The 23,616-nt window shown below is 47.3% G+C and carries 17 protein-coding genes; 7 read left to right on the top strand and 10 right to left on the bottom strand.

Features of this window, described 5'->3' with window-relative positions; all coding sequences use genetic code 11:
* Positions 1–23: 23 nt before the first annotated feature.
* The gene (locus NDA01_RS19090) at positions 24–6,290 is read right to left on the bottom strand and encodes a hybrid sensor histidine kinase/response regulator (RefSeq protein ID WP_348229187.1); all 6,267 of its coding nucleotides are present in this window, start codon (positions 6,288–6,290) and stop codon (positions 24–26) included.
* 230 nt (positions 6,291–6,520) lie between these two features.
* On the opposite strand from NDA01_RS19090, the gene NDA01_RS19085 reads away from it, so the two are divergent.
* Positions 6,521–8,044 (top strand): ATP-binding protein, encoded by a 1,524-nt coding sequence (locus NDA01_RS19085; RefSeq protein ID WP_348229186.1) that lies wholly within the window; start codon positions 6,521–6,523, stop codon positions 8,042–8,044.
* Positions 8,045–8,175: 131 nt separating this feature from the next.
* On the top strand, positions 8,176–8,742 hold the full coding sequence (locus NDA01_RS19080; protein WP_348229185.1) for an HdeD family acid-resistance protein: 567 nt from the start codon (positions 8,176–8,178) through the stop codon (positions 8,740–8,742).
* A gap of 130 nt (positions 8,743–8,872) precedes the next feature.
* Here the strand turns inward: NDA01_RS19080 and NDA01_RS19075 are convergent, their stop codons facing one another.
* Positions 8,873–9,226: a Spx/MgsR family RNA polymerase-binding regulatory protein gene (locus NDA01_RS19075; protein ID WP_348229184.1), complete on the bottom strand. Its 354-nt coding sequence runs from the start codon at positions 9,224–9,226 to the stop codon at positions 8,873–8,875.
* 105 nt (positions 9,227–9,331) lie between these two features.
* Here NDA01_RS19075 and NDA01_RS19070 point away from each other — a divergent pair, with 105 nt between their 5' ends.
* On the top strand, positions 9,332–9,829 hold the full coding sequence (locus tag NDA01_RS19070; RefSeq protein WP_190441852.1) for a pentapeptide repeat-containing protein: 498 nt from the start codon (positions 9,332–9,334) through the stop codon (positions 9,827–9,829).
* A 7-nt stretch (positions 9,830–9,836) separates the two neighbouring features.
* On the opposite strand, the gene NDA01_RS19065 is transcribed toward NDA01_RS19070, so the two are convergent.
* The 6 genes from NDA01_RS19065 to NDA01_RS19040 all read right to left on the bottom strand — a co-directional run bounded on the left by NDA01_RS19065 (position 9,837) and on the right by NDA01_RS19040 (position 16,682).
* Positions 9,837–10,814 carry a 2-hydroxyacid dehydrogenase gene (locus NDA01_RS19065; RefSeq protein ID WP_348229183.1) on the bottom strand — a complete coding sequence of 326 codons (978 nt, stop codon included), beginning with the start codon at positions 10,812–10,814 and terminating at the stop codon, positions 9,837–9,839.
* Positions 10,815–10,923: 109 nt separating this feature from the next.
* Complete coding sequence (gene ubiG, locus NDA01_RS19060; protein WP_348229182.1) at positions 10,924–11,670, bottom strand: bifunctional 2-polyprenyl-6-hydroxyphenol methylase/3-demethylubiquinol 3-O-methyltransferase UbiG; 747 nt, start codon at positions 11,668–11,670, stop codon at positions 10,924–10,926.
* A gap of 19 nt (positions 11,671–11,689) precedes the next feature.
* The gene (locus NDA01_RS19055) at positions 11,690–13,618 is read right to left on the bottom strand and encodes an APC family permease (RefSeq protein ID WP_190553934.1); all 1,929 of its coding nucleotides are present in this window, start codon (positions 13,616–13,618) and stop codon (positions 11,690–11,692) included.
* 61 nt (positions 13,619–13,679) lie between these two features.
* A complete protein-coding gene (locus NDA01_RS19050) occupies positions 13,680–14,519 on the bottom strand; it encodes a uroporphyrinogen-III synthase (RefSeq protein ID WP_348229181.1) in 840 nt (279 codons plus the stop codon).
* Between the two features lie 55 nt (positions 14,520–14,574).
* A complete protein-coding gene (locus NDA01_RS19045) occupies positions 14,575–15,288 on the bottom strand; it encodes a hypothetical protein (RefSeq protein ID WP_348229180.1) in 714 nt (237 codons plus the stop codon).
* Positions 15,289–15,530: 242 nt separating this feature from the next.
* A complete protein-coding gene (locus NDA01_RS19040; protein ID WP_348229179.1) occupies positions 15,531–16,682 on the bottom strand; it encodes an alanine--glyoxylate aminotransferase family protein in 1,152 nt (383 codons plus the stop codon).
* A gap of 176 nt (positions 16,683–16,858) precedes the next feature.
* Between NDA01_RS19040 and NDA01_RS19035 the strand changes: the two genes are divergently transcribed.
* Positions 16,859–18,244, top strand: coding sequence for a hypothetical protein (locus NDA01_RS19035; protein ID WP_348229178.1), 1,386 nt, complete (start codon positions 16,859–16,861; stop codon positions 18,242–18,244).
* A gap of 43 nt (positions 18,245–18,287) precedes the next feature.
* Positions 18,288–18,923, top strand: coding sequence for a TraX family protein (locus tag NDA01_RS19030; RefSeq protein ID WP_348229177.1), 636 nt, complete (start codon positions 18,288–18,290; stop codon positions 18,921–18,923).
* 60 nt (positions 18,924–18,983) lie between these two features.
* Here the strand turns inward: NDA01_RS19030 and NDA01_RS19025 are convergent, their stop codons facing one another.
* Positions 18,984–19,934, bottom strand: a complete 951-nt coding sequence (locus NDA01_RS19025) for a LysR substrate-binding domain-containing protein (RefSeq protein WP_190441840.1) — start codon at positions 19,932–19,934, stop codon at positions 18,984–18,986.
* Positions 19,935–20,406: 472 nt separating this feature from the next.
* Between NDA01_RS19025 and NDA01_RS19020 the strand changes: the two genes are divergently transcribed.
* Entirely contained in the window at positions 20,407–20,637 is a 231-nt protein-coding gene (locus NDA01_RS19020; protein ID WP_190441838.1) for a Nif11-like leader peptide family natural product precursor, read from the top strand.
* A 179-nt stretch (positions 20,638–20,816) separates the two neighbouring features.
* Here the strand turns inward: NDA01_RS19020 and NDA01_RS19015 are convergent, their stop codons facing one another.
* On the bottom strand, positions 20,817–21,635 hold the full coding sequence (locus tag NDA01_RS19015; protein WP_190553938.1) for an SDR family NAD(P)-dependent oxidoreductase: 819 nt from the start codon (positions 21,633–21,635) through the stop codon (positions 20,817–20,819).
* Positions 21,636–21,898: 263 nt separating this feature from the next.
* On the opposite strand from NDA01_RS19015, the gene NDA01_RS19010 reads away from it, so the two are divergent.
* On the top strand, positions 21,899–23,572 hold the full coding sequence (locus NDA01_RS19010) for an adenylate/guanylate cyclase domain-containing protein (RefSeq protein ID WP_348229176.1): 1,674 nt from the start codon (positions 21,899–21,901) through the stop codon (positions 23,570–23,572).
* Positions 23,573–23,616: the final 44 nt, after the last annotated feature.

The raw sequence follows: 23,616 nt of genomic DNA, 5'->3' as shown, positions 1-23,616 counted from the left end.
TTAGGTGGATTTGAGGTGGAGTGCTATTGAGGTTGTTGAAATTGCTTAATAAATTCTATGATTTGTCGCATTTTGAAACCTTTAGCCAACTGGCGGAGATGGGTTGCAAAAGGTAAAAATTGCGGATCAAGCAGTTCCAATCTAGCTGCTCTCTCCGTTAGGGCTTTAAGGTCGCCCATCATCGCTAAGTGCAATAAAGCTGAAATTTCTTCAGCAGAGGGAGCTACTAGAGATGCAGAAGGGCTGTCGCTTGCTTCTACGGAAGAGTGAGAAAGAGATCCTGCTGCGATCGCCTGCCGACTAGGATCAGCAATATCAGAAATATTTGTCGATGGGTTCTGTTCTGTTTCTTGAAGAATATCTCTAGTTTCAAGACCCGATGCTAAGCTCTCGCCTTCAGCTTCCTCGTAAATCCATTCTAGTTTTATGTGATGGCTTAGACGCTCCAGTAGCTCTGCTTCACGAATCGGCTTGGGCAGAAAATCATTGCAACCTACTTCCTGGCTCTGCTGTCGATCCATCGCAAAGATGCTGGCTGAAGTGGCAATGACCACAATGTGCTGGAGAACTGGAGACAGACGAATTTGGCGAGTCGCTTCAAACCCATCCATGCCAGGCATGACCAAATCCATCAAAATGACATCTGGCTCAAACTCATACGCTTTACGCAATCCCTCCCGGCCATTGGTCTCTTCCAATACTTGAAATCCTAATGGCCGTAGCAGGTTGATTAGCACTAAACGATTGTCCTCCTTATCATCTATCACCATAATTTTTCGCCGCTCGCCTTTATATCCACAAATACTGCGATCGCAGCGAGTAGCATCAGATAATTGAGAAGCTTCAGTGAGATCCAAATCAATCCAAAAACTACTTCCCTGCCCAGGCGCACTTTGTACTTGAACGTCACTCCCCATGAGTTGTACCAGTTGACGACTAATTGAGAGGCCCAAACCCGTTCCCTCGGTTTGGCGATAGTGTTCGCTGACTTGGCGAAATGGCAGAAAAATCTCCTGGAGGTGGGCGGGAGTAATCCCAATGCCCGTGTCTTCGATCAGAAAGCGGAGTGTGGTGGCATTTGGCACCTGGAAACTGTCCAACTTAGCCGCAGCCAGTGGAGTGTTGGATGAAGTATTTGGGGTTGGAGTGAGTAATTCGTTGCCTAAAGATGAAAAACTGCTGACATAGCCAACTTTAAAGGTTACGCCACCGTTTTCCGTAAATTTAATTGCATTCCCTAGTAAGTTAATTAGAACTTGCCGCAAACGCTTCTCATCCATTCGCACCAAGCGGGGGAGGGGAGGAAGCGGTTTGTAGGTGAATAGTATTCCCTTTTGTTCAGCTCGAATGCGGCAAATCTCTACAACTCCTGCCAAAAACTCTGAGAACAAGACATCACTGAAGTAGAGTTCCATCTTGCGAGCTTCTATTTTGGAAAGGTCTAAGACGTCGTTGATCAACATCAGTAGATGCTCTCCACATTGATGAATCACGCTCAAACCATTCTTTTGCGGCTCTGTTAAAGCTTTATTCTTCTTGAGAATCTGAGCATATCCTAAAATGCCATTGAGCGGAGTTCTCAGTTCATGGCTCATGTTTGCGAGAAACTCGCTTTTGGCCCGACTAGCAGCCTCAGCTACTTCTTCTGCCCGTTGGCGATCGCGAATTTCCTGCTGCAAGTCTAAAGTTCGTTCCTCAACTTTAGCTTCTAAAGTCCGATTCGCTTCTTCGAAGTCAGTGTAAAGACGAGCATTCTCGATCGAAATTGCGGCTTGAGAAGCAAGTAACTGTAAAATTTCTAAGCGTTCTGAAGTAAAAGCTCCAGTTGTTAGATTGTTTTCTAAATAAAGAGTCCCAGTTAGCTTGCCTTGATGCAGAATCGGTGCACATAAAACTGACTTAGGTTGATATTTTATAATATATGCATCCGACGTGAAAGCTCCTTCGCAGCCCGCATCATTGAGCACAACAGGTTCATGGGTTCTAGCAACATAGTTGATGATTGACGTGGGATAGGGATACTGGGCAACTGGATCTTCAATGGCGGTTGTGATCTGAGATTGCCATGCCAAAACATCTCTGCTAGTGCTGCCAAAGGCTGCAACCTCTAGCTCTCCTGCTTGCTCTAGCAGTAATAATCCTAGTTCTGCACCTGCATTTTCCATCACAATCTGCATGAGTTTCTCTAGCAGCCTCGTCAAAACAATCTCACTGGAAAGTACTTGAGATGCCTTGAGGATAGTGGCTAAATCCAGTGTTTGAGTATGATCACCACTGGTAGAGCGATGAGTTTGCTGTTTAGTAAGTTGGGAGCTACCTCGCTGCTGGGTACGAGCAAAAACATCTATATATTTTGCTTCTAGGTGTTTAACTTTAGCGATCGCCCCCCAGCGTACATAGCCATAGTAGGCTTCGCTTAAGTATTCCTGAGCAAACTTATTCCGACCCAGTGAAAAGTAGAACTCTGCGGCTCGTTCATTGGCGAGAGCTTCTTCTTGGAGATATCCATGTTCTTTAGCTCCAGCGATCGCCTGATCATATAACTCTCTAGCTTCAGCAATTCGTCCTAAAACTCGCGCTTTTTCTGCTTCTACTAGCTCATATTTATGCTGAAAGTTCATTGGGGCATGAGCGGCCCAGTTACGCATCTTCTCCTGATTACTATCTACTTTGCTCAAAAGGTGAGATTGTTGAGCCTGTGATGCTGATGGATAAATGCTGAGTTGTGCCAAAGAATCATAGAAATGACAGACTGGCACCACTAGGAATGCTCGTACTCCATCTAAATACTGTTCGGCTAAAGCGGCATTCTCTAGAGCTTTTTGGTATTCTCCAAATAAATAACAAAGAATCAGCTTATTGAGATAAAAGTAGTGGAGAGTAGTCCTAGAATTGGCCTTCTGAAGCAGGGGCAAGGAGTAATCTTCGTCATACACTTCACCAACTAAACGATAGGAATTTGTCGCAGGTTGCAGTAAGTTACAAACTGACTGTTGAAATATTTGATTCCAGGCGAGGGTATTTTCCTGATTGAGCTGGGCAAAAGCAGCACTAAGAGTTGCCATTTCCTGTTCTAACTTCGGCAGTTCTTGACCAACGAAGTATAAATGTTGGCATCTCTGCATGGCAGCATAGCAACCATACTCAAACTGTCCATTCTCTAACCCGTGCAAGTAAGCATCTTGGAGCAGCTGTAGGGTTTCTTTAACATGAACCTTGCCATGCATTGTGCAAGCTCCCGCAATAAAAAATATGCTTGTTTTTAGTTCTAAAGTGTTGAAACGTTCTACCAAGCTTAAAGCTAATCTACCGAATTTATAAGCCGATTCAATATCTGAAAATACTCCATTGAGGAGGACGCTATAACAAACATATCCATAACTGGAAAAAGGTGCATTACCATATTGAATTGATAGAATAACCTGTTCGCAGGTAACTAATGGAAAGAGGGCGGGTGCTGCTTGATAAGTAGGAGAACCCATACTTGTAAGCATGCGTATAGCAGCTAGCTTATCTACTTCTGTCATTAAAGGCAGATTGATCAAGTCTTCAATATTTCTACCAGTCAAACTAGTAGTAGTTTTAGCCAGCATCTGCTCAATGTTAGAGGGGGTAGGTGATTCAGGTAACTTTACCCCTAATAGTTCCAAGGCTTGCAATCCTATTTTGACGGCTTCAAGCGGTTGAACTTGGGCCATGCAAGCTTGAATTCTAACTTCATAAACCTTCATTTTGTCAGTGGGAACTTTAGCTTTTTGCAGGACAGTAGTGGCCCATTCCTGCATCTGTGCAAAGTTGCCGTTGAGGTAAGCAGTTTCTGTAGCTGCTTCATAAAGAGCTAAAGATAATTCATACTGATTTTGCCAGCTATTTGTTGCCAACAATCCCAAACCCGTATTTAAATAACGAATGGCAGATTCATAGGCAGCCGATGCTTTTGCCTTCTGTCCGGCAATTAAATTAAGGGCAGCCAACTCATATTTTTCTGTCTCTGCACTAAGCAAATTGATGCCATAGTTGAGTTGATTAACCAAAGCAAAAATATTTTCTTTTTGCTCCTCAGGGGTTGAATTTTGCAGTAGTAACTGACCAATCTTTAAGTGAGTTCTCTGTTTTTGAGACTCTGGAATGAGAGAATAAGCCGCTTGCTGCACTCGGTCATGCAGAAACTTATAAACAGTTGAATCTGAAGTAGTTAAAGCAGTTGCAGGATTGGAGCTATTAGTTTCCTCTAACACCCCATCTATTGCATCCGAGCTGTAAGCCAGAGGGATTTTGTAGAAGCTATTGAGTGGAGAAACTAAGCTTGCTTCTAGAGCTGGCCACAAATCTGCCGCTGTTTCTATCTCGGATTTTTGATGAGCGATCGCTAAAACATCTAGGGTAAATTCATTGCCAATACAAGCAGCTAGCTTTAAAGCATCTTGGGTCGGCTCCGCCAGTCTTTGAATTTGACTAATCATCAGCTCTACAACATTTTCAGTAATCTCAATGTTTTGCAGAGCAGCGATATCCCATTTCCAACAGTTTTGCTCGAAGTTAAAGCAGACTAAGTTTTCTTGATAAAGCGATTTTAAGAGCTGAGTCGAAAAGAAGGGATTGCCTTGGGTTTTTTCAAAAATCAATGCGGCTAAAGCTGCAATCTCATCCGGGGTAGTGCGTAAAGTATCCGCCACCAATCGATTCACATGGCTCGCAGTCAAAGGTTGGAGAATGATTTGATTGATGCTGGCTCCAGCCTGTTGAATTTGCTTAAGGGTATGCATCAAGGGATGAGTGGCGCTAACCTCATTGTCGCGATAGGCTCCAATTAGCAACAAATACTGAGTGCTGGGGTCGCTGATAATGGACTCCAGTAGGTTTAAGGAAGGTAGATCCGCCCATTGCAGATCATCGAGAAACACAACTAGAGGATGCTCGACTTGACTGAATACCCGGATAAACTGCTTGAATACTCGGTGGAAGCGATTCTGTAATTCCGCCGGACCTAGTTCAGAAACAGGAGGTTGTGGCCCCATAATACGGACTACTTCTGGAATTACATCAATAATGACTTGAGCATTGCCTCCCAAAGCTTCAGATAACTTGGTCTGCCACACTCGGATCTTCTTATCACTCTCCGTGAGAATTTGCTGGACCAACTCTTGAAAAGCTCGAATTAGAGAAGCGTAGGGGATATTGCGCTTGAATTGATCAAACTTCCCGGAGATAAAGTATCCTCGCTGTTCCGCGATCGGTTTATGGACTTCGTTGACCAAAGAAGATTTGCCAATCCCGGAATAACCGCTGACCAACATCATTTCGGCTCTAGGCTGGTTATCTTTCGGGCAAGCGATGCGAGCGAAAGCATCCATTAGTAAACCAACTTCTCGATCGCGCCCATATAGCTTCTGGGGAATCGAAAATTGACTAAATGAATCCAATTCTCCAACTTTAAAGGGGGCAATCTCACCAGAGGTTTGTAACTGTTGGAGGCAAGTTTCTAGATCTGCCTTCAGCCCCAAGCCACTTTGATAACGCTCCTCAGCCGTCTTGGCGAGCAACTTCATCACAATGTCAGCGATCGCTGGAGGAATTGCTGGATTGATCTCCCTTGGAGAGATAGGAGCTTTAGCAATGTGGCAATGAATTAGCTCTAGAGGATCGGTACCTTGGTAGGGTAGCTGACCTGTGAGTAGTTCGTAGAAGGTGACACCTAGAGAGTAAAAATCGGCTCGGTAGTCGATGGCGCGATTCATCCTTCCCGTTTGCTCTGGAGACATATAGGCGAGACTGCCTTCGAGCAAATTGAGTTGGTTTGCAACTTGGTTTTCTCTAGATAGACGAGAAGCAATACTGAAGTCAATGATTTTGACTTGCTTAGTCTCAGGATGGATCAGGATATTTTGGGGTTTAATATCTTTGTGCAGAATGTGTTGTTGATGTAGTTGAGCCAAAATTTCTGCCAGTTGCACCGCAATCTGCAAAAACTGGGTCAAGTCCAATGCTTGGCGATCGCAATATTCATTGAAATATTCACTCAGGGATTGCCCAGAAAAATCCGGCAGGATCAAGGCTAGCCCGTTGTGATAATTCTCCAGATCGATGGGTTTCAGAACGCCATCGACCTCTAAGGACTGTAAAATTTTGAACTCATGTCTCAGCGTCGCCAGCTCCTCGACTGAAGGGTGCTCAGCTTTCAGGGTTTTGATGATGACAGAGCGATGCTTCGGCTGCTTAGAAGCCCGATAGATGACAGTATTAGTGCCCTCATAAATCACTTCTAGGATTTTGTAGCCAGCAATAGTCATGGTTGGTCGTACCCGCAGCCGTTCTAGCATCCATGATGACCTAAGCTCAGGGGGAAAGGCATGAGCTGCTTGCAAAACTTCTTAAGGGTTATTCGCTCTCAGCAGGCTAAATTTGTACAGCGATCGCTCTTCAGGGGCTTGAACTTGTACTAGTGGCCTATCTAAAGACAGATGACATTGGCATGTTCTTTAAGATACATTGACCACTGAATAATTACGTGATATGACGCATGTCAGAGCTGAACTCGGAGTCCTTCCCCTTACCGATTAACGAAAACGATCGGCTGGACGCGCTTCACCGCTACCAAATTCTTGATACCGCTCCAGAAGAAGCGTTTGACGATTTGACAGCTCTAGCTGCTCATATTTGTGGCACTCCTATGGCTCTAGTGAGCTTGGTAGACGCGCATCGACAGTGGTTTAAGTCTAAAGTGGGCGTAACTGCTACCGAGACTCCCAGGGAAATTGCGTTTTGCAGCCACACTATTATGCAACCGGACGAGTTGTTTGTAGTGCCTAACGCTCTAGAAGACGATCGCTTTGCCAGTAATCCGCTCGTCACCTCCGATCCGCAAATTCGGTTTTACGCTGGAGCCCCCCTAGTCACGCCCGATGGCCATGCACTAGGCACTTTATGTGTAATCGATCGCGAACCTCGTCAACTTACCGAGGAGCAAGCCAAGGCCTTACAAGCTCTGGGGCGGCAAGTCATTACTCAACTAGAGCTACGAATTAATTTAGCTAAAGTACAGCAGACTTCTACGAAGCTAGAGAGCACTGTCGAAGCTTTGCATCATAGCAATCGGCACTTGAACCAAACCCTACGTGAGTTGCGCCAAGCCCAAACTCAACTCGTTCAGGCAGAAAAAATGTCCGGGTTAGGGCAACTTGTGGCGGGAGTGGCCCACGAAATTAATAATCCGGTTACTTTCATTCACTGCAATTTGCCGCATATCCGTCGCTACGCGGAAGATTTGCTAGAGCTGCTCTCTATTTATCAAGAGCATTGCCCTCAACTCGACCCCGAAGCCCAAAGTCGGGCCGAAGCGCTAGATGCTGACTTTATCGTGAAAGACTTGAAGAAAGTTCTGGCCTCAATCGAAGTGGGTACGGGGCGGATTCATCAGATTGTGCGATCGCTGCAAAACTTTTCGGGTAAGGATCGAAGTCAAAAGGAACTCACCAACATTCATCGCGGGCTAGACGATACCCTGTTGATTTTGCAACATCGTCTCCAGGCTCCTTCGGCCCCGATTAGAGTTGTGAAAGAATACGGCGATTTGCCGATCGCAGAATGCTACAGCGGCCCCTTGAACCAAGTTTTTATGAATGTGTTAACTAATGCCATTCATGCCTTAGAGCAGGCAAGTCAAGACCGCTCAGCCGCCGAGTTAGCCAAGCAACCTCCTACCATTACTATCCGCACCGCACTTAAAGCCGCGACCACAAAGGGAGAAAGTACACTTCTGATCCGCATTGCTGATAATGGCATGGGTATCCCTCAAGATGTAATTCACCAAATCTTCGATCCGTTTTTTACGACCAAACCCACAGGCCGAGGAGTCGGATTGGGTTTGTCTATTAGCTACCACGTTGTGGTCGACAAACATGGTGGTCAGCTGAAGTGTTCCTCAGAGCCTGGGAAAGGTACGGAATTCTGGATTGAAATTCCTCAGGCTCTGAGCGTAGATTCGCTACAGCCTAAAGTATTAGCTGGAGAGGAAGTGAGCCTGAGGAGTGCTTCAATCGCTTAACTTGCTTAGCCGGTAGCTTTCCGCTTGCCTGATCTTTTCTACAGCAGGGTCTATCCTAAGGCTGTGTAAAGTTCTGCATAAATTCCTTAGCCTAAGCATAGATCCCGCTGAAGCTTAAGGAAAAAACCTATATGACCACCAATGTTTCTCCTGAAATTAAAAAAGAAACGAATCGATCGCTCTGGATTGGTATCTTACTCGTTGTTTTAGGCATTGCCGCGATCGCCTTGCCTCAAATCTCTACCATTGTGACTGAGAGTTGGGTTTCGCTCATCCTGGTTTCTGCTGGCGCAACTAAATTGGCTTACGCCTTTCAAACCCGCAACCAAGGTGGTTTTATTTGGAAACTGCTGTTGAGTGCGCTCTATGTTGCTACAGGGGTCATGCTGTTCTCTAACCCTCTGACAGGTGTTTTGACTCTAACTCTGTTGTTAGGTGGCTTCTTGTTGACTGAAGGTACATTTGAGCTAATTTTGGCGTTCCGCCTCCGCCCTCAAGAAAACTGGACTTGGGTATTGACCAACGGCGTCGTGACTCTACTGCTCGGCGTCATGATTTGGTTCCAGTGGCCCTTCAATGCACCTTGGCTGATCGGTACCTTAGTGGGAGTTAGCGTGCTCTTCACTGGTATTTCCCGCATCATGCTCTCCATAAATTCTGGTGCTGCTGGGCATTCTGATCAAACTGCTTCTGCGTAAACCGTCAATCAACCCCAGCTAGCACAGGGGTAAGCATTCAGCCGTGGGGTCTAAAACAAGATCCTGAACTATAGCTTGAATGTTTGCCCCTGTCGTTTTTGGTAGCGATCGCTGGTTCTCTTCAATCGCTTTATACCCCTAATTTTTCCCGAATCACCTCCTCCTTATCTTTGAAACCGACTAATACGGCTGCCTCATCTTTGACAAACAAAGGTCGCTTTAGCAGCATGGCATCTTGGCTAAAAGCCTCAATCCATTGCTCCTCGGTCCAAGTGCTTTTCTCCTCACCCAAGGCTCGGTAGGACTGACCGGAGGTGTTACGCATTGGCTTCGCGCCTAGCTGGTTCACCCACACCTGAATGCTAGCCTGATCTGGCGGATGCTCTTTTGTATTGATGAACTCGTAGTCGATGCTGTGCTCATCCAACCACTTGAAAGCTTTTTTGCAAGTGGTGCAGTTAGGAATCCCGTAAACCTTAATCATGCCAGTTAGCTCTGTTTCTGCCCGAAAAACTGATCAAAGCGATCGCGCGTAGTATATCAAATGTTAAGTTTAGTGACGGTAAGCAACTAAATTCTTTGATTCCTCATGCGTGTACTTCGGCCTCTTTTAGGAATTTTGATATGTCTGCTGGCTCTGGTAACGGTGCCGCTACCGACTCAAGCCGCTAGCTCAGCAGCCATTCGAGCTTACGATGATGTGAAATCTGTCGTTAAAGACTTTTCTGGCCAAGATTTAGCAAAGGCAGAATTTAGTAATGCCAAGCTGGTAGAAGCCAATTTTAGCAACGCTAACTTGCAAGGAGCCGTTTTTAACGGTTCTATCGCTAAGAAAGCTAACTTTCACGGGGCGGATTTTAGCAATGGGATTGCTTATCTCAGCGACTTTTCGGGCGTTGACCTAAGTGATGCAGTGCTCACTTCAGCCATGCTGCTAAAGACCAATTTCCGGGGGGCCAAAATCACAGGCGCTGATTTTAGCTTCGCGGTGCTCGATCGCAATCAACTGCTAGAAATGTGCAAATCTGCTAGTGGCACCAACCCTGTCACTGGAATAGATACCCGCGATTCCTTGGAGTGCTCCTAAGCAACTGCTATCCATACACTTCAGGATTAACACAATGAGGTAAGCGATCGCCCTTGAGACCCGCTATCAGGTTGGCGATCGCCATATCTGCCATTTGTTTGCGAGTTTGCCGACTGGCGCTGCCAATATGCGGCGTGATAATCAGGTTCTCCAACGTCAACAAAGGACTATCGGTAGGAATCGGCTCCGGGTCGGTGACATCTAGGGCAGCCCCAGCAATCTGCTCTGCACTCAGCGCTTGGTACAATGCTGCTGGATCGACAATTGGCCCACGGGCAGTATTAATTAGAATTGCCGATCGCTGCATTTGCTCAAATTGGCGATCGCTAAACAAATGATGCGTCTCTGCCGAGAGCACCGTATGAATCGTGACAAAGTCTGCTTCCTGTAGAAGTTGATCAAAGGAGACGAATTCTGCTCCCAAATCTTGCTCTAGCTCAGGCGCAGCTCGATGAGGATCTGTGTAAAGAATCCGCATCTCGAAACCTTTGGCTCGGCGGGCCATTGCTTGACCAATCCGGCCAAACCCCACAATTCCTAAGGTTGCACCAGAAACATTTGGCCCTAATAGCAAATCCGGTTCCCAAGTTTGCCACTTCCCTTGGCGGGTAAAGCGATCGCCCTCTACCACTCGTCGCGCCGCTGCCATCAACAAGGCCCAAGTGAGATCTGCCGTAGCATCGGTTAGCACTCCTGGGGTATGGCCTACGGGAACTTTGTGAGCGGTGGCGGCAGCAATATCAATGTTGTCGAAACCTACCGCCATTTGGCTAATTACTTTTAAAGCGGGATTGGCTGCGATCAAAGCTTGATCAATTTGATCGGTCAGGAGACAAAGCAACCCGTCAATCGCCTGTACCTTCTCTCGCAACACGTCATAAGCGGGTGGTTGCCGCTCTGGCCAAACTTCAATCTCCGCAATTGCTTCCAGCTTCTCTAAAGTGGTAGGTAAGCGGCGCGTAATCAGGACTTTAAACTGGGACATCATTCAACTCCACATACAGTCCATCTTCGCGCCTTAGCCCAAGCTCGTCTGGAATTGACAAATAAATATAGATATTTGCGCTGAAAGACGATCGCAACTGAGGATTGAATTAAGTAGCGATCGCCTTTTTCGCTTTGCCAATATACATAACCGACGTATCTTCATTGATGCTGATCTGGAAACCCTGGGTTTTGCGATATTGCCAATAGGCAGCTAGATTATCCAGCATTGTTTCGCCAAAGATATTGAATCCCTTAATCTCGATCTCCTCAAAACTGTGCGATCGCAGCAAAGTTGTGAGTTCTTGAGGTGGGATAAATTTCCGCCAATCATGAATGCCTGCTGGAATCTCTCGCAAGATATTTTCTAGCAGCCAAATCATGATCAGCTTTGACTTAAAAGTGCGATTGATGGTGTCGAAACAGAAGGTACCTCCGGGTTTCAGCACGCGATGAATTTCTGCGCTCGTCTGGTTGAGATCAGCCACATGTTCCAACACATCCACACAGACGACCACATCAAAAGCATGATCAGCATAGGGGAGCGCTTCGGCATAGCCGTGTTGGTAGGCGATCGCCAGTTGGCTTTTAGCTGCATGTTCCTGAGCTTTGGCAATACAGTTGTGAGACTGGTCAATCCCTGACACGATCGCGCCTCGTTTAGCTAAGAACTCAGAAGAAAATCCACCCCCACAACCTACATCTAAAACAGTTAGCCCTTGCCAATTGACCACATGGCGATCGAAATATTCAAAGCGAGGGGCATTCAGATGGTGGAGCGCATAAATCTTAGCTGTTTCGCTCCACCACTGGTCTGCGCTCAGGTCATAAAATGCTAAATCATTGGGTTGTCGCATAGAACCTCCCAACTAATCCTTAACCACCCACGTGAATTCCAGGACGCTGCTCTGGATCTTTTTCGGCCTTACGCAGCACTTCACGAGTCACGACAGCAATATCTCCTTCGCCAAACAAAATGAAGCGTAGCAAGTATTGAATCGGATTGCCCTCCGCCCAGCCAAAGTAGGCATGAGGTAGCTTGCCAGTTTGGTCACGGATATATAAAAGGATAGCGGCAATAGTATTTGGTACTGCTGCTCCCTTCGCTTGCAGAATGCGGTAGTCGCCTACTTGCACACCTCGTACCCAAATAGTTTCTGTAAATTCCGAGGCATCTGAGACTTGAATTTCGAGAAACAGAATTGAGTCAGTGGGCGGAATATGGTTGTCATCCCTCACTTCCTGCTCTTTTAAGCAGTACTCACGCACATCGCTCTCATTCGGGCGATTGGCAATTAACCTCACCGTTCCTTGGCTCTCCTGAGCAATAAAGCTCTGAGCGACGTCATCCATGACAATCTTCTCGACCCGTAACTCGGTAGAGCGCCAAACTCGTGAGATCAAAGAAGTGGCAATGATGGTGCCAATAAAGAAGCCAGCAATCCGAATCCCTTCAGGGCGCTCAATGATGTTAACGATTGTCGTATAGAGGAAGACAAATGTGATAGTACCAAAGATGATTCTGCCTCGTTGCGATCGCCGCCGATGAGCCGCCAAAGTCACGGCAAAAGCCGCCGAACTCATCAACACCAATACACCCGTCGCATAAGCGCCTCCCTGAGCCTCCACGTTTGCCTTAAACAAAATGGTGACGACAAAGGCGATCGCTGTGTAAACCAGTACCAAGGGTCGAGATGCCCTAGCCCAGTCGGGAGCCATGCCATAGCGCGGCAAGTAGCGCGGCACAATATTGAGCAGTCCTGCCATTGCCGATGACCCAGCGAACCAAAGAATCGCGATCGTGCTGAGGTCGTAAACAGTACCAAAGATGTCGCCGAGGTAGAAGTGGGCGAGATAAGCTAGGGCTCGGCCATTCGCTTTGCCCCCCGCTTGAAATTCTGCCGCAGGGATTAAGAGCGTAGTCACTAAGCTACTCGTAATCAAAAAGAAGCTCATAATCACTGCAGCAGTCGTCAGCAGTTTATGGGTGTTACGAATCCGCCCTCTAGGATGATTCTCAGCGTCACTGCCGCTACCTTTTACTAGGGGCATAACGGCTACACCCGTCTCAAACCCTGATAATCCTAAAGCTAACTTGGGAAACAGTAGTGCAGAGATTGCCAGCATGGCGAGAGGGTTGCCGTGGTTGGCGAGTAAACCTGTTTGCCAGTTGGTAATGACCACTGGGTTTTGCAGAATTTGGTATGCCCCAACGCCAATGGTGACTAAATTCAGCAGTAGATAGGTAGCGACTAAAAAAACAGCCAGTCCGATCGCTTCTTGAAATCCTTTGAGGAATACAGCGCCTAACAAAGCGATCAAGACTAGAGTAATCCCAACTGCTTGCCCATGCAAAAAGTGTGGGACCAGAGGATTTTCGACAATATGAGCCGTGGCATCCGCTGCCGAAAGCGTCATCGTAATAATGAAATCAGTGGCCACAAACCCCAGAAGGCAAAGCACAAACAGCTTGCCCTGCCACCAAGAAAGCAAATGCTCTAGCATGGCAATCGACCCCTCTCCGTGAGGACTCGTGGCTGCGACCCGACGATAAATGGGCAGTGCGCCAAATAGAGTTAGCAACACCAAAATTAAGGTGGCTAACGGAGAGAGCGACCCTGCTGCTAGGGCAGCAATACCGGGCTGGTACCCCAAGGTGGAGAAGTAATCAACCCCAGTCAGGCACATGACTTGCCACCAAGGGTGTCTAGAATGTCGGCCTTCCTTCCCCGATCGATTGTCGTTCAGTAACCAGCGACCGAGGTTTTTGTGGTACTGCCTGGGTGGAATAATGGGTCCAGCCATCAACGCGACTCCTGCTACATAGCTTTTATTAGCTTATGGCAAGCAGTAGTGCTGGCTTAACCTAGCTCTTACTGAACTTTTCTGGGGCTTGATCAACAAAAAATCTAGCGATCGCTTCAGCAAACCCAGCAAAGGAGCTGAAGTCTGCCGCCACAATCTGTACCGACAGTCCCAGCTTCTCGGCATTAGCGGCGGTGTAAGGCCCAAAGCAAGCAATCGCACAATTTTGGCAATCTGCCTCGGACTCCACCATTTGTAAAAAACTGCTAACTTCAGCGGTGCTGCTAAAGGCGATCGCGTCGATCTGGCCTTGTTTGAGTAGCGCTAACTCGACTGTATACAGGGCTTTATCAACGTTGCGAGTCTGGTAGGTGGGGACGCGATGCACAATCATCCCTAGCTGTTGCAAGTTGGCGACAAAGTTGGGGACGACATCAGGTTCTGGCACACCCACAACTTCTGGCACTGGCACTAAAACAACTTGGTCTGCAATATCAGGTATCTTGGCTAGTTCGGCAATGATGCCTTGGGGACTCGGTTCTTTAGGTATCAGATCAGCTTTGAGGCCGAATTCGCTTAATTTCTCGGCATCTTTGCCAATCGCACAGATTTTGCAATGTTTGATCAGGGAAAAGGATAGCTCTAGCGATCGCATCTGCTCAAAAAATGCTTCAATGCCATTTCTGCTAGTGAAGGCGATCCAGTCATACTGTTCTATGTACTCAAAGGCTACATACAGCTCTGTGAAGTTCGAGAGATGGCAAGTTTCGATCGCAGGCATCAAAATCGGCAATGCCCCTTCAGCAATCAAAGCTTGCGATAACCGAGCCGCATAACCACGCGGAGCCGTGAGCAAAATGCGTTTGCCTTGAAGAGGAAGTTGAACCGAGGGATGTAACATCAGCGATTGTAGCTCTCGTTTATCACTTGCTTGAGCAGCCCTATTAACTGAAGTTTCAAGATGCCAAAAACCAGTTGGATCGCAGTTGTGTAGCCCGTGAATTAGGAAGACTTGATTGACCCTTTTCGGATTCAAAATAAACAAAAGTCGCTCTTCCGTCCCCAAAACCGTAGGTACTATGGGTAAAAACAATCTTTATTGAGTTTGCTTCCTTCAAAAGCTCAATCTTGCCACTTCTGGACAATCCTGCATAAGCATCGGGTAGCTCAATTATTTCCATGCAATTAATTGGCTCTCTAGGAAATTGGGATTCAAATTGGAAACAATTTCTATTGCCTTTTAGTTCTCCGGATTTTACTGATTTAACAATATATTCCCTTTGCCTAATAAACTGATTAAAATTATTTTTAGGGGAAGACATACTCATATTATGAAAATTTCCTACAAACACAAAGGCTGTGCAAGCCGATATCATAAGGATCATAATTCTATAAGGCTTTTTGCTCTCTGGAGTTTTTCTGGCTCTAACCCTCCAACGTAGTCTTGCTATTGTCAGAATATCGATCAGGATTAGGGGTGCCAGTAGAAAAAGAAGCGTAAATGCAAAACTGACACCAACAACGGGTTCATAGATTCCCCAAAAAGGAAAAACCTTATATACAAAAAATATGTTGATTAAACAGATGATTCCTGAAAAAGTTAAGGAACAATAGTCTGCAAAGCTTAAAGATTTTTTGCTGATTCTGGAGGGGACAATTGGTTCAGTCATGGCTGTAACTCCTGCTCGTAGAGTTTGTCCTAGCTTAGGGCAGGTGACAGTGATGACTAAACCTGATTCCTACTGAAGTTGCATTCATTACAGATTCTTGTCTGAGATAGAAATGAGATTTAGGGAGGTCCACTAGATCCAACTTATTTCCTGGAAATGACGGATATACGCTCCCTAAGAATTAGGGCACCCATAAGAGATGCCCTACAGCTACTTATTGAGAAGTTATAGCCGACAGGAGTTTACTGTTTAGGTAGCACCTGCTTCAGCGCTGCGACGAGGCGATCGACGCTTTCAGGACGGCTGTTGTAGCCCATCAGACCCACGCGCCACACCTTGCCTGCCAGTTCACCTAAACCACCACCAACTTCGATATTGTGCTCATTCAGGAGTTGACGAGCGATCGCTCTGCCGTCTACGCCTTCTGGAATCCGCACCGTAGTTAGGGTGGGGAGGCGGAACTCGCGCTCGACGTGGGGAGTCAGGCCGATCTCTTCTAAGCTTTGCCAGAGGTATTCCACGTTCTTTTGGTGGCGCTGCCAGCAGTTTGCCAATCCTTCCTCACCAATTAGGCGCAGTGCTTCCCGCAGGCCATAGTAGAGGTTGATCGGTGCGGTGTGGTGATACACGCGATCGCTACCCCAATATTTGCCCAGCAGGTTCATATCCAGATACCAGTTCGCCACCTTGGTTTTACGCTGCTGCATCTTCGCGATCGCCCGTGGTCCCATCGTGAAAGGAGAAGCCCCAGGAGAGCAACCCAAACCTTTTTGGCTGCAACTATACGCCAAGTCCACTTTCCACTCATCTAGGAAGATGGGCACACCACCCAGACTGGTGACGGTGTCGAGCAGCAATAGACAGTCGAACTCGCGGCACAAATCACCCACTCCTTCTAGCGGTTGTCGTGCTCCGGTAGAAGTTTCGGCATGCACCAAAGCCAGAATTGCAGGACGGTGAGTTTCTAGAGCAGTACGGAGTTCTTCCAAGGAGAACACTTGGCCCCAAGGCTTGGTGATGCTGCGAACATCAGCACCGTAGCGTCCAGCCATATCGACCAAGCGGTTGCCAAAGTAACCTGCAACACCCACCAGCACCACATCCCCTGGCTCGACCGTATTGGCGAGGGTGGCTTCCATTGCCGCTGTTCCTGTGCCACTAACCGCGATCGTTAGTTGGTTTTCCGTTTGCCAGACGTAGCGCAACTGCGCTTGAATCTCGTCCATCAATTGCAGAAAAGCTGGATCGAGGTGGCCCACTGGCGTTTGGCTCATGGCGGCCAGCACATCCGGGTGAGCATTGGAGGGACCAGGACCCAACAGCAAGCGGGTAGGAGCGGCTAGGGGAGCGAGTGGCAACCGCTGAGCGTCGTTGATGGAAAGTGTTAATGTCATTGTCGGTTCTAAAGTTATTCAGCGCATCAAGCAAGGCATATTCTCAAGTCTAAGGTCTGGTTGGACTCGAACCAAACCGCGTTAGGTTTCATTATTTGAAGAGTTTGCTGATCGCGGAATCTAAATGTAGCAATCTGTAGTCTAGGGAGCCATCTCTCTCTTCAGCTTTAACCACTATGAATCCAACCCCTCAGGGAATCCCCTCTCTCCCTGACCTCACCCATCCCCAGGAGTTGATCCAGTTCGGGGAGCAGGGAATGAAGTTGTTTCTGCTATTTGTTGTCCTCACAGGTCTTTTGGGAGTGGCGATCGCGCTGCTCAATTTCTCCTTGGGTCGCCGCACCAAAATTCTCTGGACAGAAACTTGGGTGACTCAGTACGGCCTCCTACTGCGAACCGTACAACATGCCACCTTAATCTTGTTAATCACGGTGAGTGGCTTTTTTCTCTGTTCTACCCTAGCTAATCGTTATCACCACTGGGAGCAAGCTCGGATTGCTGCGATCGCCAGCAATGTCGCGGGAGAACGCCTGGAACATACCGCTCCGCAATTGCGATATACCATGGCGGAACCTTATACAACCACCACGGTGATCAACGGGCAAGTGGTGGAGGAGAAACGCACTCAAGAAGTCAGCCGCTTTCTCACGCCCAAGCGCACTCAGGTAGATGTCACGCTACAGCAAACTACTGACCCCGCCAACAACCGTCTCCTTTATCAGGTTGGCTTTGATGGCAACTATGAAGTGGTCAATACTTTAGAAACTGCTGATGAGTTTTTCTTTGAGACTCAACCACCTGCGGGCTACACCCTCCTGCAAGACTACCGGGTAGAGCGAAATGGTCAGCGTTTACAGTCTTCTCAGCAAAGTAACTATAGCTTCCCCTTACGCTTGGGTGCGGGTGAGACGGCTCAGTTTCGTATTACTTACCAAGCATCAGGTGGTCCACGCTGGGTCTACAACGCAGGCTCGCAGTTGCTCTCCAATTTCCGGTTAACGGCGCTAGCCAATTTCCCCGGTGCACAGTTTGCCAGTGGTATTGTGCCTACCAAAATGCAACCGGAAGGGCGTGGGACTCGCTTCACCTGGGAGTTTGCCGATAATGTTTCGGTGTTGAATCCCTTTGGTGTCTTTACCGCCACCGCTCCAGTCCGCAATACAGGTGTGTTGCCTCGCCTGCTGCTCCTGGCTCCTGCTTTACTCCTCTGGTGGCTCTTGGTGCTCTATCTCTCGGTGCCATTGAGATTGCGAGATGTGGCGATCGCCTCTGGAATTTTCTTTGCCAGTCTCTTGACCTTAACCTACCTCAGCCGCATCATCCCTGCTCCTTTTGCTTGGGCAATCCTAGCCCCCGTAATGCTGATTTTGGCTTGGGGCTTGGGCAGAAACCAGCGTGCTGCTATTGCTGCCGCGATCGCCACCATTAGCGGAGCCATTCTCCCTGTGTTTGGCTTACTGGTTCCTTTTACAGGTCTGACGCTAAGTTTGGCAGGACTACTGTCGGTCGTTTGGCTCACCCTCCGCCACTGGTACGGTTGGCAACCTCGCTCGCTCAGATAACTAACAGCTAGACTGCAAATAGTGTTCACAAAAAACTCTACCTATGCAATTGCAGCTCAATAACTTCCATATCAAGCTTTTGGCTGCAATCTTCATGGTGATCGATCATGTAGGAGTAGTTTTCTTTCCCAATGTCCTAGCATTCCGGGTGGTGGGTCGTCTCAGTTTTCCTTTATTTGCGTGGCTGTTGACCCAGGGAGAACAGCATACCCGTAACATTGAGCGCTATCTTATCAGGCTGCTTTTGTTAGGCATTGTTAGTCAGCCATTGTATGTGGTGGCTTTGCAGGGTGAATTCCTCAATATTCTATTTACGTTGATGTTGGGGGTAGCTATGTTGCGGTTGGGTCGTCGCTATCCAGAGCAACGTTATTGGATTTGGGCGGCGAGCATGGTGGCGGCAGAATTGCTGAAGTTTGAATATGGTGCTTACGGGCTTGCGATCATTGGGCTGTTATCCCAGTTTCGCTCTAGTTATTACTGGTGGGGGATTTGGCTGGGATTACATCTCTTTTTGGCGATCGCATCGAGCAACTTCGGCTTGTTTCAACTGCCTGCTGTTGTGACTCCGTTGTTGCTGCTGATTACAAACCAACAAAAAGGACCGACAGTGCGTTGGTTTTATACTTTCTACCCAGCTCACTTACTGCTGATCTGGGCTATAGCTCGTAGCCAATGACGGAGCGATCGCATATTTCAGTCAGTAATAGTGAGACAGTAGATAGCCTACTGCCATAATCTACTGAGCGAAATGAGCCAGCTCAGCCGACCATTCTAAAGCATTCTTGAGGTCAGCAATTTGCCTACCTTCCGCTTGTAAATAGTCAAAGAAAGTTCGAGCTACCACAGAGAGTTGCTTGCCGCTGGGATGAACCACATACCAGTGTCGCAAGATCGGGAAATGCTCAACGTTTAAAATACTGAATTGACCGTTATTTCCTTCTAAATTTAAGCTATGAAGTGAAAGCACAGAGATGCCTAGACCTCCTGCGATCGCCTGCTTAATGGCTTCATTACTACCAATTTCGAGCTTAACTTTAATAGGGATTTCATAGCGATCGAATAGTTCCTGCACCACTTTCCTAGTTCCGGACCCAGGTTCCCGCATAATAAACGGTTCTCCGGCTAGCTGTTCTAGGGAGATATGTTTAGCGTCAGCTAAGGGATGATTAGGAGGAGCCAAAACCACTAAAGGATTTTCTACAAAGGCATGAGATTGAATGTCAAGATGCTCTGGCGGCTGACTCACAATATAGAGATCATCCAAGTTGGCTGCCATCCGCTCCATTACCCGTTCGTGATTGGTCACCTTCAATGAAACATCAATGCCGGGATATCGTTGGCAAAATGGGCCTAACAATCGCGGTACAACGTACTTAGCAGTTGTAATAACTGCGAGCCGCAGTTGGCCCTGCTTTAGCCCTTTCATGTCTGCTACAGTCATTTCTAACATAGACAGACGTTCAAAAATTTCTCGGCAGGTGACGAGGAGGGTTTGCCCAGCATCCGTCAAGAAAAGCCGCTTGCCAACCTGCTCAAATAACGGCAATCCGATCGCTTGAGAAAGCTGCTTGACCTGCATGGAGATCGTAGGCTGAGTCAGAAAAAGTTCCTCAGCAGCACGAGTGAAACTACAATGGCGAGCCGCCGCTTCAAAAACTTGGAGTTGGTGCAGCGTAATTTGTCTCACAGGTACTACTCCTAGACGGGTGGTGTTGCTCTTATAGAGAAAAATCTATGAAAAGCATTTACAAGCTCGAATATTGTTTATACATTATCAGCATATCATCTTAGTCAAGTGAAGCTAAATTCCTGCTAAAACACTGCAACCTCCTGAAGAAGAGCAAGTTGTGGTTTTCAGTTTGCAATGAAGTAAACTTTGCTGTCGAATTGATCCGGTTTTTGTTTCTTCTTCTAAGCTGAGAGATAAGAAACTCCCACGTCGAAGTTTCTCAGACAGTGTCAGAGTGAGCAGTTTCTATTCTGTTATTCACGCCCCAATACTCTGCGCTCCTCCAGTCCCAAATGTAGATTCTTACTGCTTTAGACTGTTTTTGCAGAGTATTGCCAAAATACCTTCTAACTGCTGACCGTGATGCTGTTTCCCAGCGCTAGTTCGTTTAGCTACAGCGCTCGACTCTGTTATAAGAGGATCTGACATCATGACACAAGGTGCTGCCCAATTCTTTAAAGCGGCTACACAAGACCAAGCCCTACAGAACAAGCTGAAAGCAACTTCTAATCCGCAAACCTTCATTGAGATTGCGGCCCAAAGTGGTTATCAATTTACTCTAGAGGATCTCAATACGGCAATTGAGCAACTTTCAGAGGCAGAACTCGCAGCTATGATTAACCCTGGGATTGGTCCACGCCAACATATATTGCCTAGGTAAATTACAGGTAATTTACTTGGGTTTGATTAAACACCCCACCGTAGAGAAGTGAGATGTTTAATCGTTCGCATTAGCTACACAGAGCTAGTCTCAGAAACTAGCCTGAGTAATATGTGGGCAATCAGGCCAAACGATCGCCCTATACTTTGGATCTCACTTTTGGTCTCCCTAGCGATCGCTTAGGTTTGGTCTTTTAACTGAAATGTTTTTCTAAAAATCCACTGCATTAAGCTGGGGAAGAGGCGGCTCGCTGCAATTGACATATTTGCAGAACCGACAATTACCTCAGCTTTTTTATGGGCGATCGCGTCCCAAATTGCCTGAGCTACATCTTCTGGCTTCTCGACAACAGGCACCTTAAGGACTTGTTCGAGCTGTTCTTGACGAGCCTGCCGATCTTGCTCATCTTTCCCCCGGAAGATAGCCCGCTGCATAAAGTCACTGTTGATCACGTTAGGATAAATACCCGCAACATGGATGCCTTTAGGAGATAGCTCCGAATGCAAAGACTCCGTCAAACCAGTTACAGCAAATTTGGTCGTGCAATAAGGAGTTAAATAAGGAACTGATACTTTACCGCCAATGGAACTAACATTGACGATGGTGCCAGTGCCGCGCTGAAGGAAGTGTGGGAGTAGAGCCTGAATAGTATAGATATAGCCCCACAAGTTGAGGTCGATCGCTTGGTGCCAGTCCTCTAAAGAGAAGGCTTCGATCGGGCCAGAGAGATATATTCCAGCATTATTAACGAGGACATCGAGATGCCCATAGTGCTCCAGAGTCTTTTCAACTAGTGTGTTTACCTGAACTGGGTCTCTCATATCCGTTACTACAGGTAATACATCTCGCCCCAGCGATCGCACCTCACTGGCCGCCGCTTCGAGTCGGTCGCTATGACGTGCTGCTAGGACTAAGTCATAACCTTGGCGGGCTAAAAGCAGGGCTGTCGCTTTACCAATTCCTTCAGAGCTACCTGTAACTAATGCTGTAGGAGCCATAACGTTTGCACATGAACATCGTTTTACTCTTACTAGCTTGTGTAACAGTACGTTAAAAACCCTCTCACTTTCGCCGGATTTTGGTTGGACTCGGTGTAAACGCAAATTATTTAAGCTTAATCTAACAATTTAGCCTTGATGTGACTCTGAGATGGCAGATTTTGGGAATTAATGAGTCATGGTAGGATTACGGCTTTCACGTTACAGTCAGAGTCAGCTCTCATTTCACCTTTAAACTAGGCTAGGAGATAACCTCAGTTGAGATGGCTCGATTAAGTCGCATGAATCAATGGGGCACTGCGCTAGTGAAATGGGTGGTACGCATAATCCATCGCTTCAGCGTGAGCAAACACAAAAAACCACAGCGATCGCCTCAACCTATCTCCCCAAAGCCTGCTGTGCCTGCTCCTCCCATCCCTAGCAATGAAGCCGAGCGTCTAGAAGCTCTAAAGCAATACAACATCTTGGATAGCATGCCAGAGGAGGCATTCGATGAGCTAACAGAGTTGGCGGCCCAAATCTGTGGTAGCCCAATTTCGTTGGTTAGCTTAACAGACTCGCATCGGCAGTGGTTTAAGTCCAAAGTAGGCATAGATGCTGTAGAAGTTCCGAGAGAGCAAGCCTTTTGCGCCCATGCGATCGCTAAACCCGATGACTTGTTTGTGATCCCCAACATGCTAGAAGACGAGCGCTTTGCCGAGAACCCACTCGTCACCAACGACCCCAGTATTCGCTTTTACGCAGGAACGGCTCTCGTTACGCCAGATGGTTTTCCATTAGGGACTCTTTGTGTGCTCGATCGCATTCCCCGCAATCTCACCCCAGAGCAACGAAAGGCGTTGCAGGTGCTAGGTCGGCAGGTGATTGCCCAAATGGAACTGCGGTTACAGATTGAAAAGCTAGAGCGCCAAATTAATCGGTATCAGCAAGCTGAAGCCCAATTGAGAGCCTCAGATCAGCAAGTCGTAGACCTTCTAGAAGGCATGACGGATGGTTTTTGGGCCTTAGACCGTCAGTGGCGTTTCACCTTTGTCAACCAAAAAGCGGGTCAAATCCTCCAGAAATCACCCGAAGAGTTGCTAGGAAAAGTCATTTGGGACGTTTTAAGTGACTTAGCAGGTTCGAAGTTCGATGAGGAGTTTCACAACGCGGTAACTCAGCAGGTTAGCGTTAATTTCGAAGAGTTTTATGCTCCCCTAGGTCGTTGGATTGAAGTTCGGGCGTTTCCATCCTATGAAGGTTTATCTGCTTTTATCCATGACATCACAATACGGCGAGTGATGGAAGAAGCTTTGCGCTATCAGCAAGAGCAAGCAGACCGTCTCCTCTCTAACACGCTACCTGGCCCGATTGCCAAACGCCTCAAACTCCAAGAAGATACAATCGCCGATAGTTTCGAGGAAGTCACGATCCTCTTTGCCGATCTAGTCAACTTTACCCAATGGGCTAGCGAAATCACCCCGACAGCATTGGTTAGTTACCTAAATGAAATTTTTTCTGCTTTTGACCAACTCACCGAAAAACATGGGTTAGAAAAAATTAAAACGATTGGCGATGCCTACATGGTGGCTGGAGGATTACCTATCCCTTCTGATCATCATGTAGAGGCGATCGCAGAGATGGGACTGGATATGTTGAGTGCGATCGCACAATTCAATGCTAAGCATGGAACGAATCTCAACCTATGTGTTGGCATCAATACTGGCCCTGTGATAGCAGGTGTGATCGGCACCAAAAAGTTCTCCTATGATCTGTGGGGAGATACCGTCAACATAGCGAGCCGCATGGAGTCTCACGGCCTACCTGGTAGAGTGCAAGTGACTGAAGCCGCATACCATCACTTAAAAACTCACTATACTTTTGAGAAGCGGGACATCATTGAGGTTAAAGGCAAAGGGTCCATGCAGACTTATCTAATAACTGGTAAAAAAACTTAAACCGAGATTTAGTCACTTTCTTCAGCCAGTGACTGTTCAAGCCG

Origin of the sequence: Trichocoleus desertorum AS-A10 (assembly GCF_039962155.1) — a bacterium.
Taxonomy (GTDB): Bacteria; Cyanobacteriota; Cyanobacteriia; order FACHB-46; family FACHB-46; genus Trichocoleus.
This window is presented reverse-complemented; position numbering and strand designations above follow the sequence as displayed.

Excerpts from the sequence above, each read along its gene's own strand:
- NDA01_RS19075 (WP_348229184.1), bottom strand. The coding sequence starts at position 9,226 with ATGATTAAGGTTTACGGGATTCCTAACTGCACCACTTGCAAAAAAGCT.
- NDA01_RS19035 (WP_348229178.1), top strand. The coding sequence starts at position 16,859 with ATGAATCCAACCCCTCAGGGAATCCCCTCTCTCCCTGACCTCACCCAT.
- NDA01_RS19080 (WP_348229185.1), top strand. The coding sequence starts at position 8,176 with ATGACCACCAATGTTTCTCCTGAAATTAAAAAAGAAACGAATCGATCG.
- NDA01_RS19030 (WP_348229177.1), top strand. The coding sequence starts at position 18,288 with ATGCAATTGCAGCTCAATAACTTCCATATCAAGCTTTTGGCTGCAATC.
- NDA01_RS19020 (WP_190441838.1), top strand. The coding sequence starts at position 20,407 with ATGACACAAGGTGCTGCCCAATTCTTTAAAGCGGCTACACAAGACCAA.
- NDA01_RS19010 (WP_348229176.1), top strand. The coding sequence starts at position 21,899 with ATGGCTCGATTAAGTCGCATGAATCAATGGGGCACTGCGCTAGTGAAA.
- NDA01_RS19085 (WP_348229186.1), top strand. The coding sequence starts at position 6,521 with ATGTCAGAGCTGAACTCGGAGTCCTTCCCCTTACCGATTAACGAAAAC.
- ubiG (WP_348229182.1), bottom strand. The coding sequence starts at position 11,670 with ATGCGACAACCCAATGATTTAGCATTTTATGACCTGAGCGCAGACCAG.
- NDA01_RS19090 (WP_348229187.1), bottom strand. The coding sequence starts at position 6,290 with ATGACTATTGCTGGCTACAAAATCCTAGAAGTGATTTATGAGGGCACT.
- NDA01_RS19045 (WP_348229180.1), bottom strand. The coding sequence starts at position 15,288 with ATGACTGAACCAATTGTCCCCTCCAGAATCAGCAAAAAATCTTTAAGC.
- NDA01_RS19070 (WP_190441852.1), top strand. The coding sequence starts at position 9,332 with ATGCGTGTACTTCGGCCTCTTTTAGGAATTTTGATATGTCTGCTGGCT.
- NDA01_RS19040 (WP_348229179.1), bottom strand. The coding sequence starts at position 16,682 with ATGACATTAACACTTTCCATCAACGACGCTCAGCGGTTGCCACTCGCT.
- NDA01_RS19015 (WP_190553938.1), bottom strand. The coding sequence starts at position 21,635 with ATGGCTCCTACAGCATTAGTTACAGGTAGCTCTGAAGGAATTGGTAAA.
- NDA01_RS19055 (WP_190553934.1), bottom strand. The coding sequence starts at position 13,618 with ATGGCTGGACCCATTATTCCACCCAGGCAGTACCACAAAAACCTCGGT.
- NDA01_RS19050 (WP_348229181.1), bottom strand. The coding sequence starts at position 14,519 with ATGTTACATCCCTCGGTTCAACTTCCTCTTCAAGGCAAACGCATTTTG.
- NDA01_RS19065 (WP_348229183.1), bottom strand. The coding sequence starts at position 10,814 with ATGTCCCAGTTTAAAGTCCTGATTACGCGCCGCTTACCTACCACTTTA.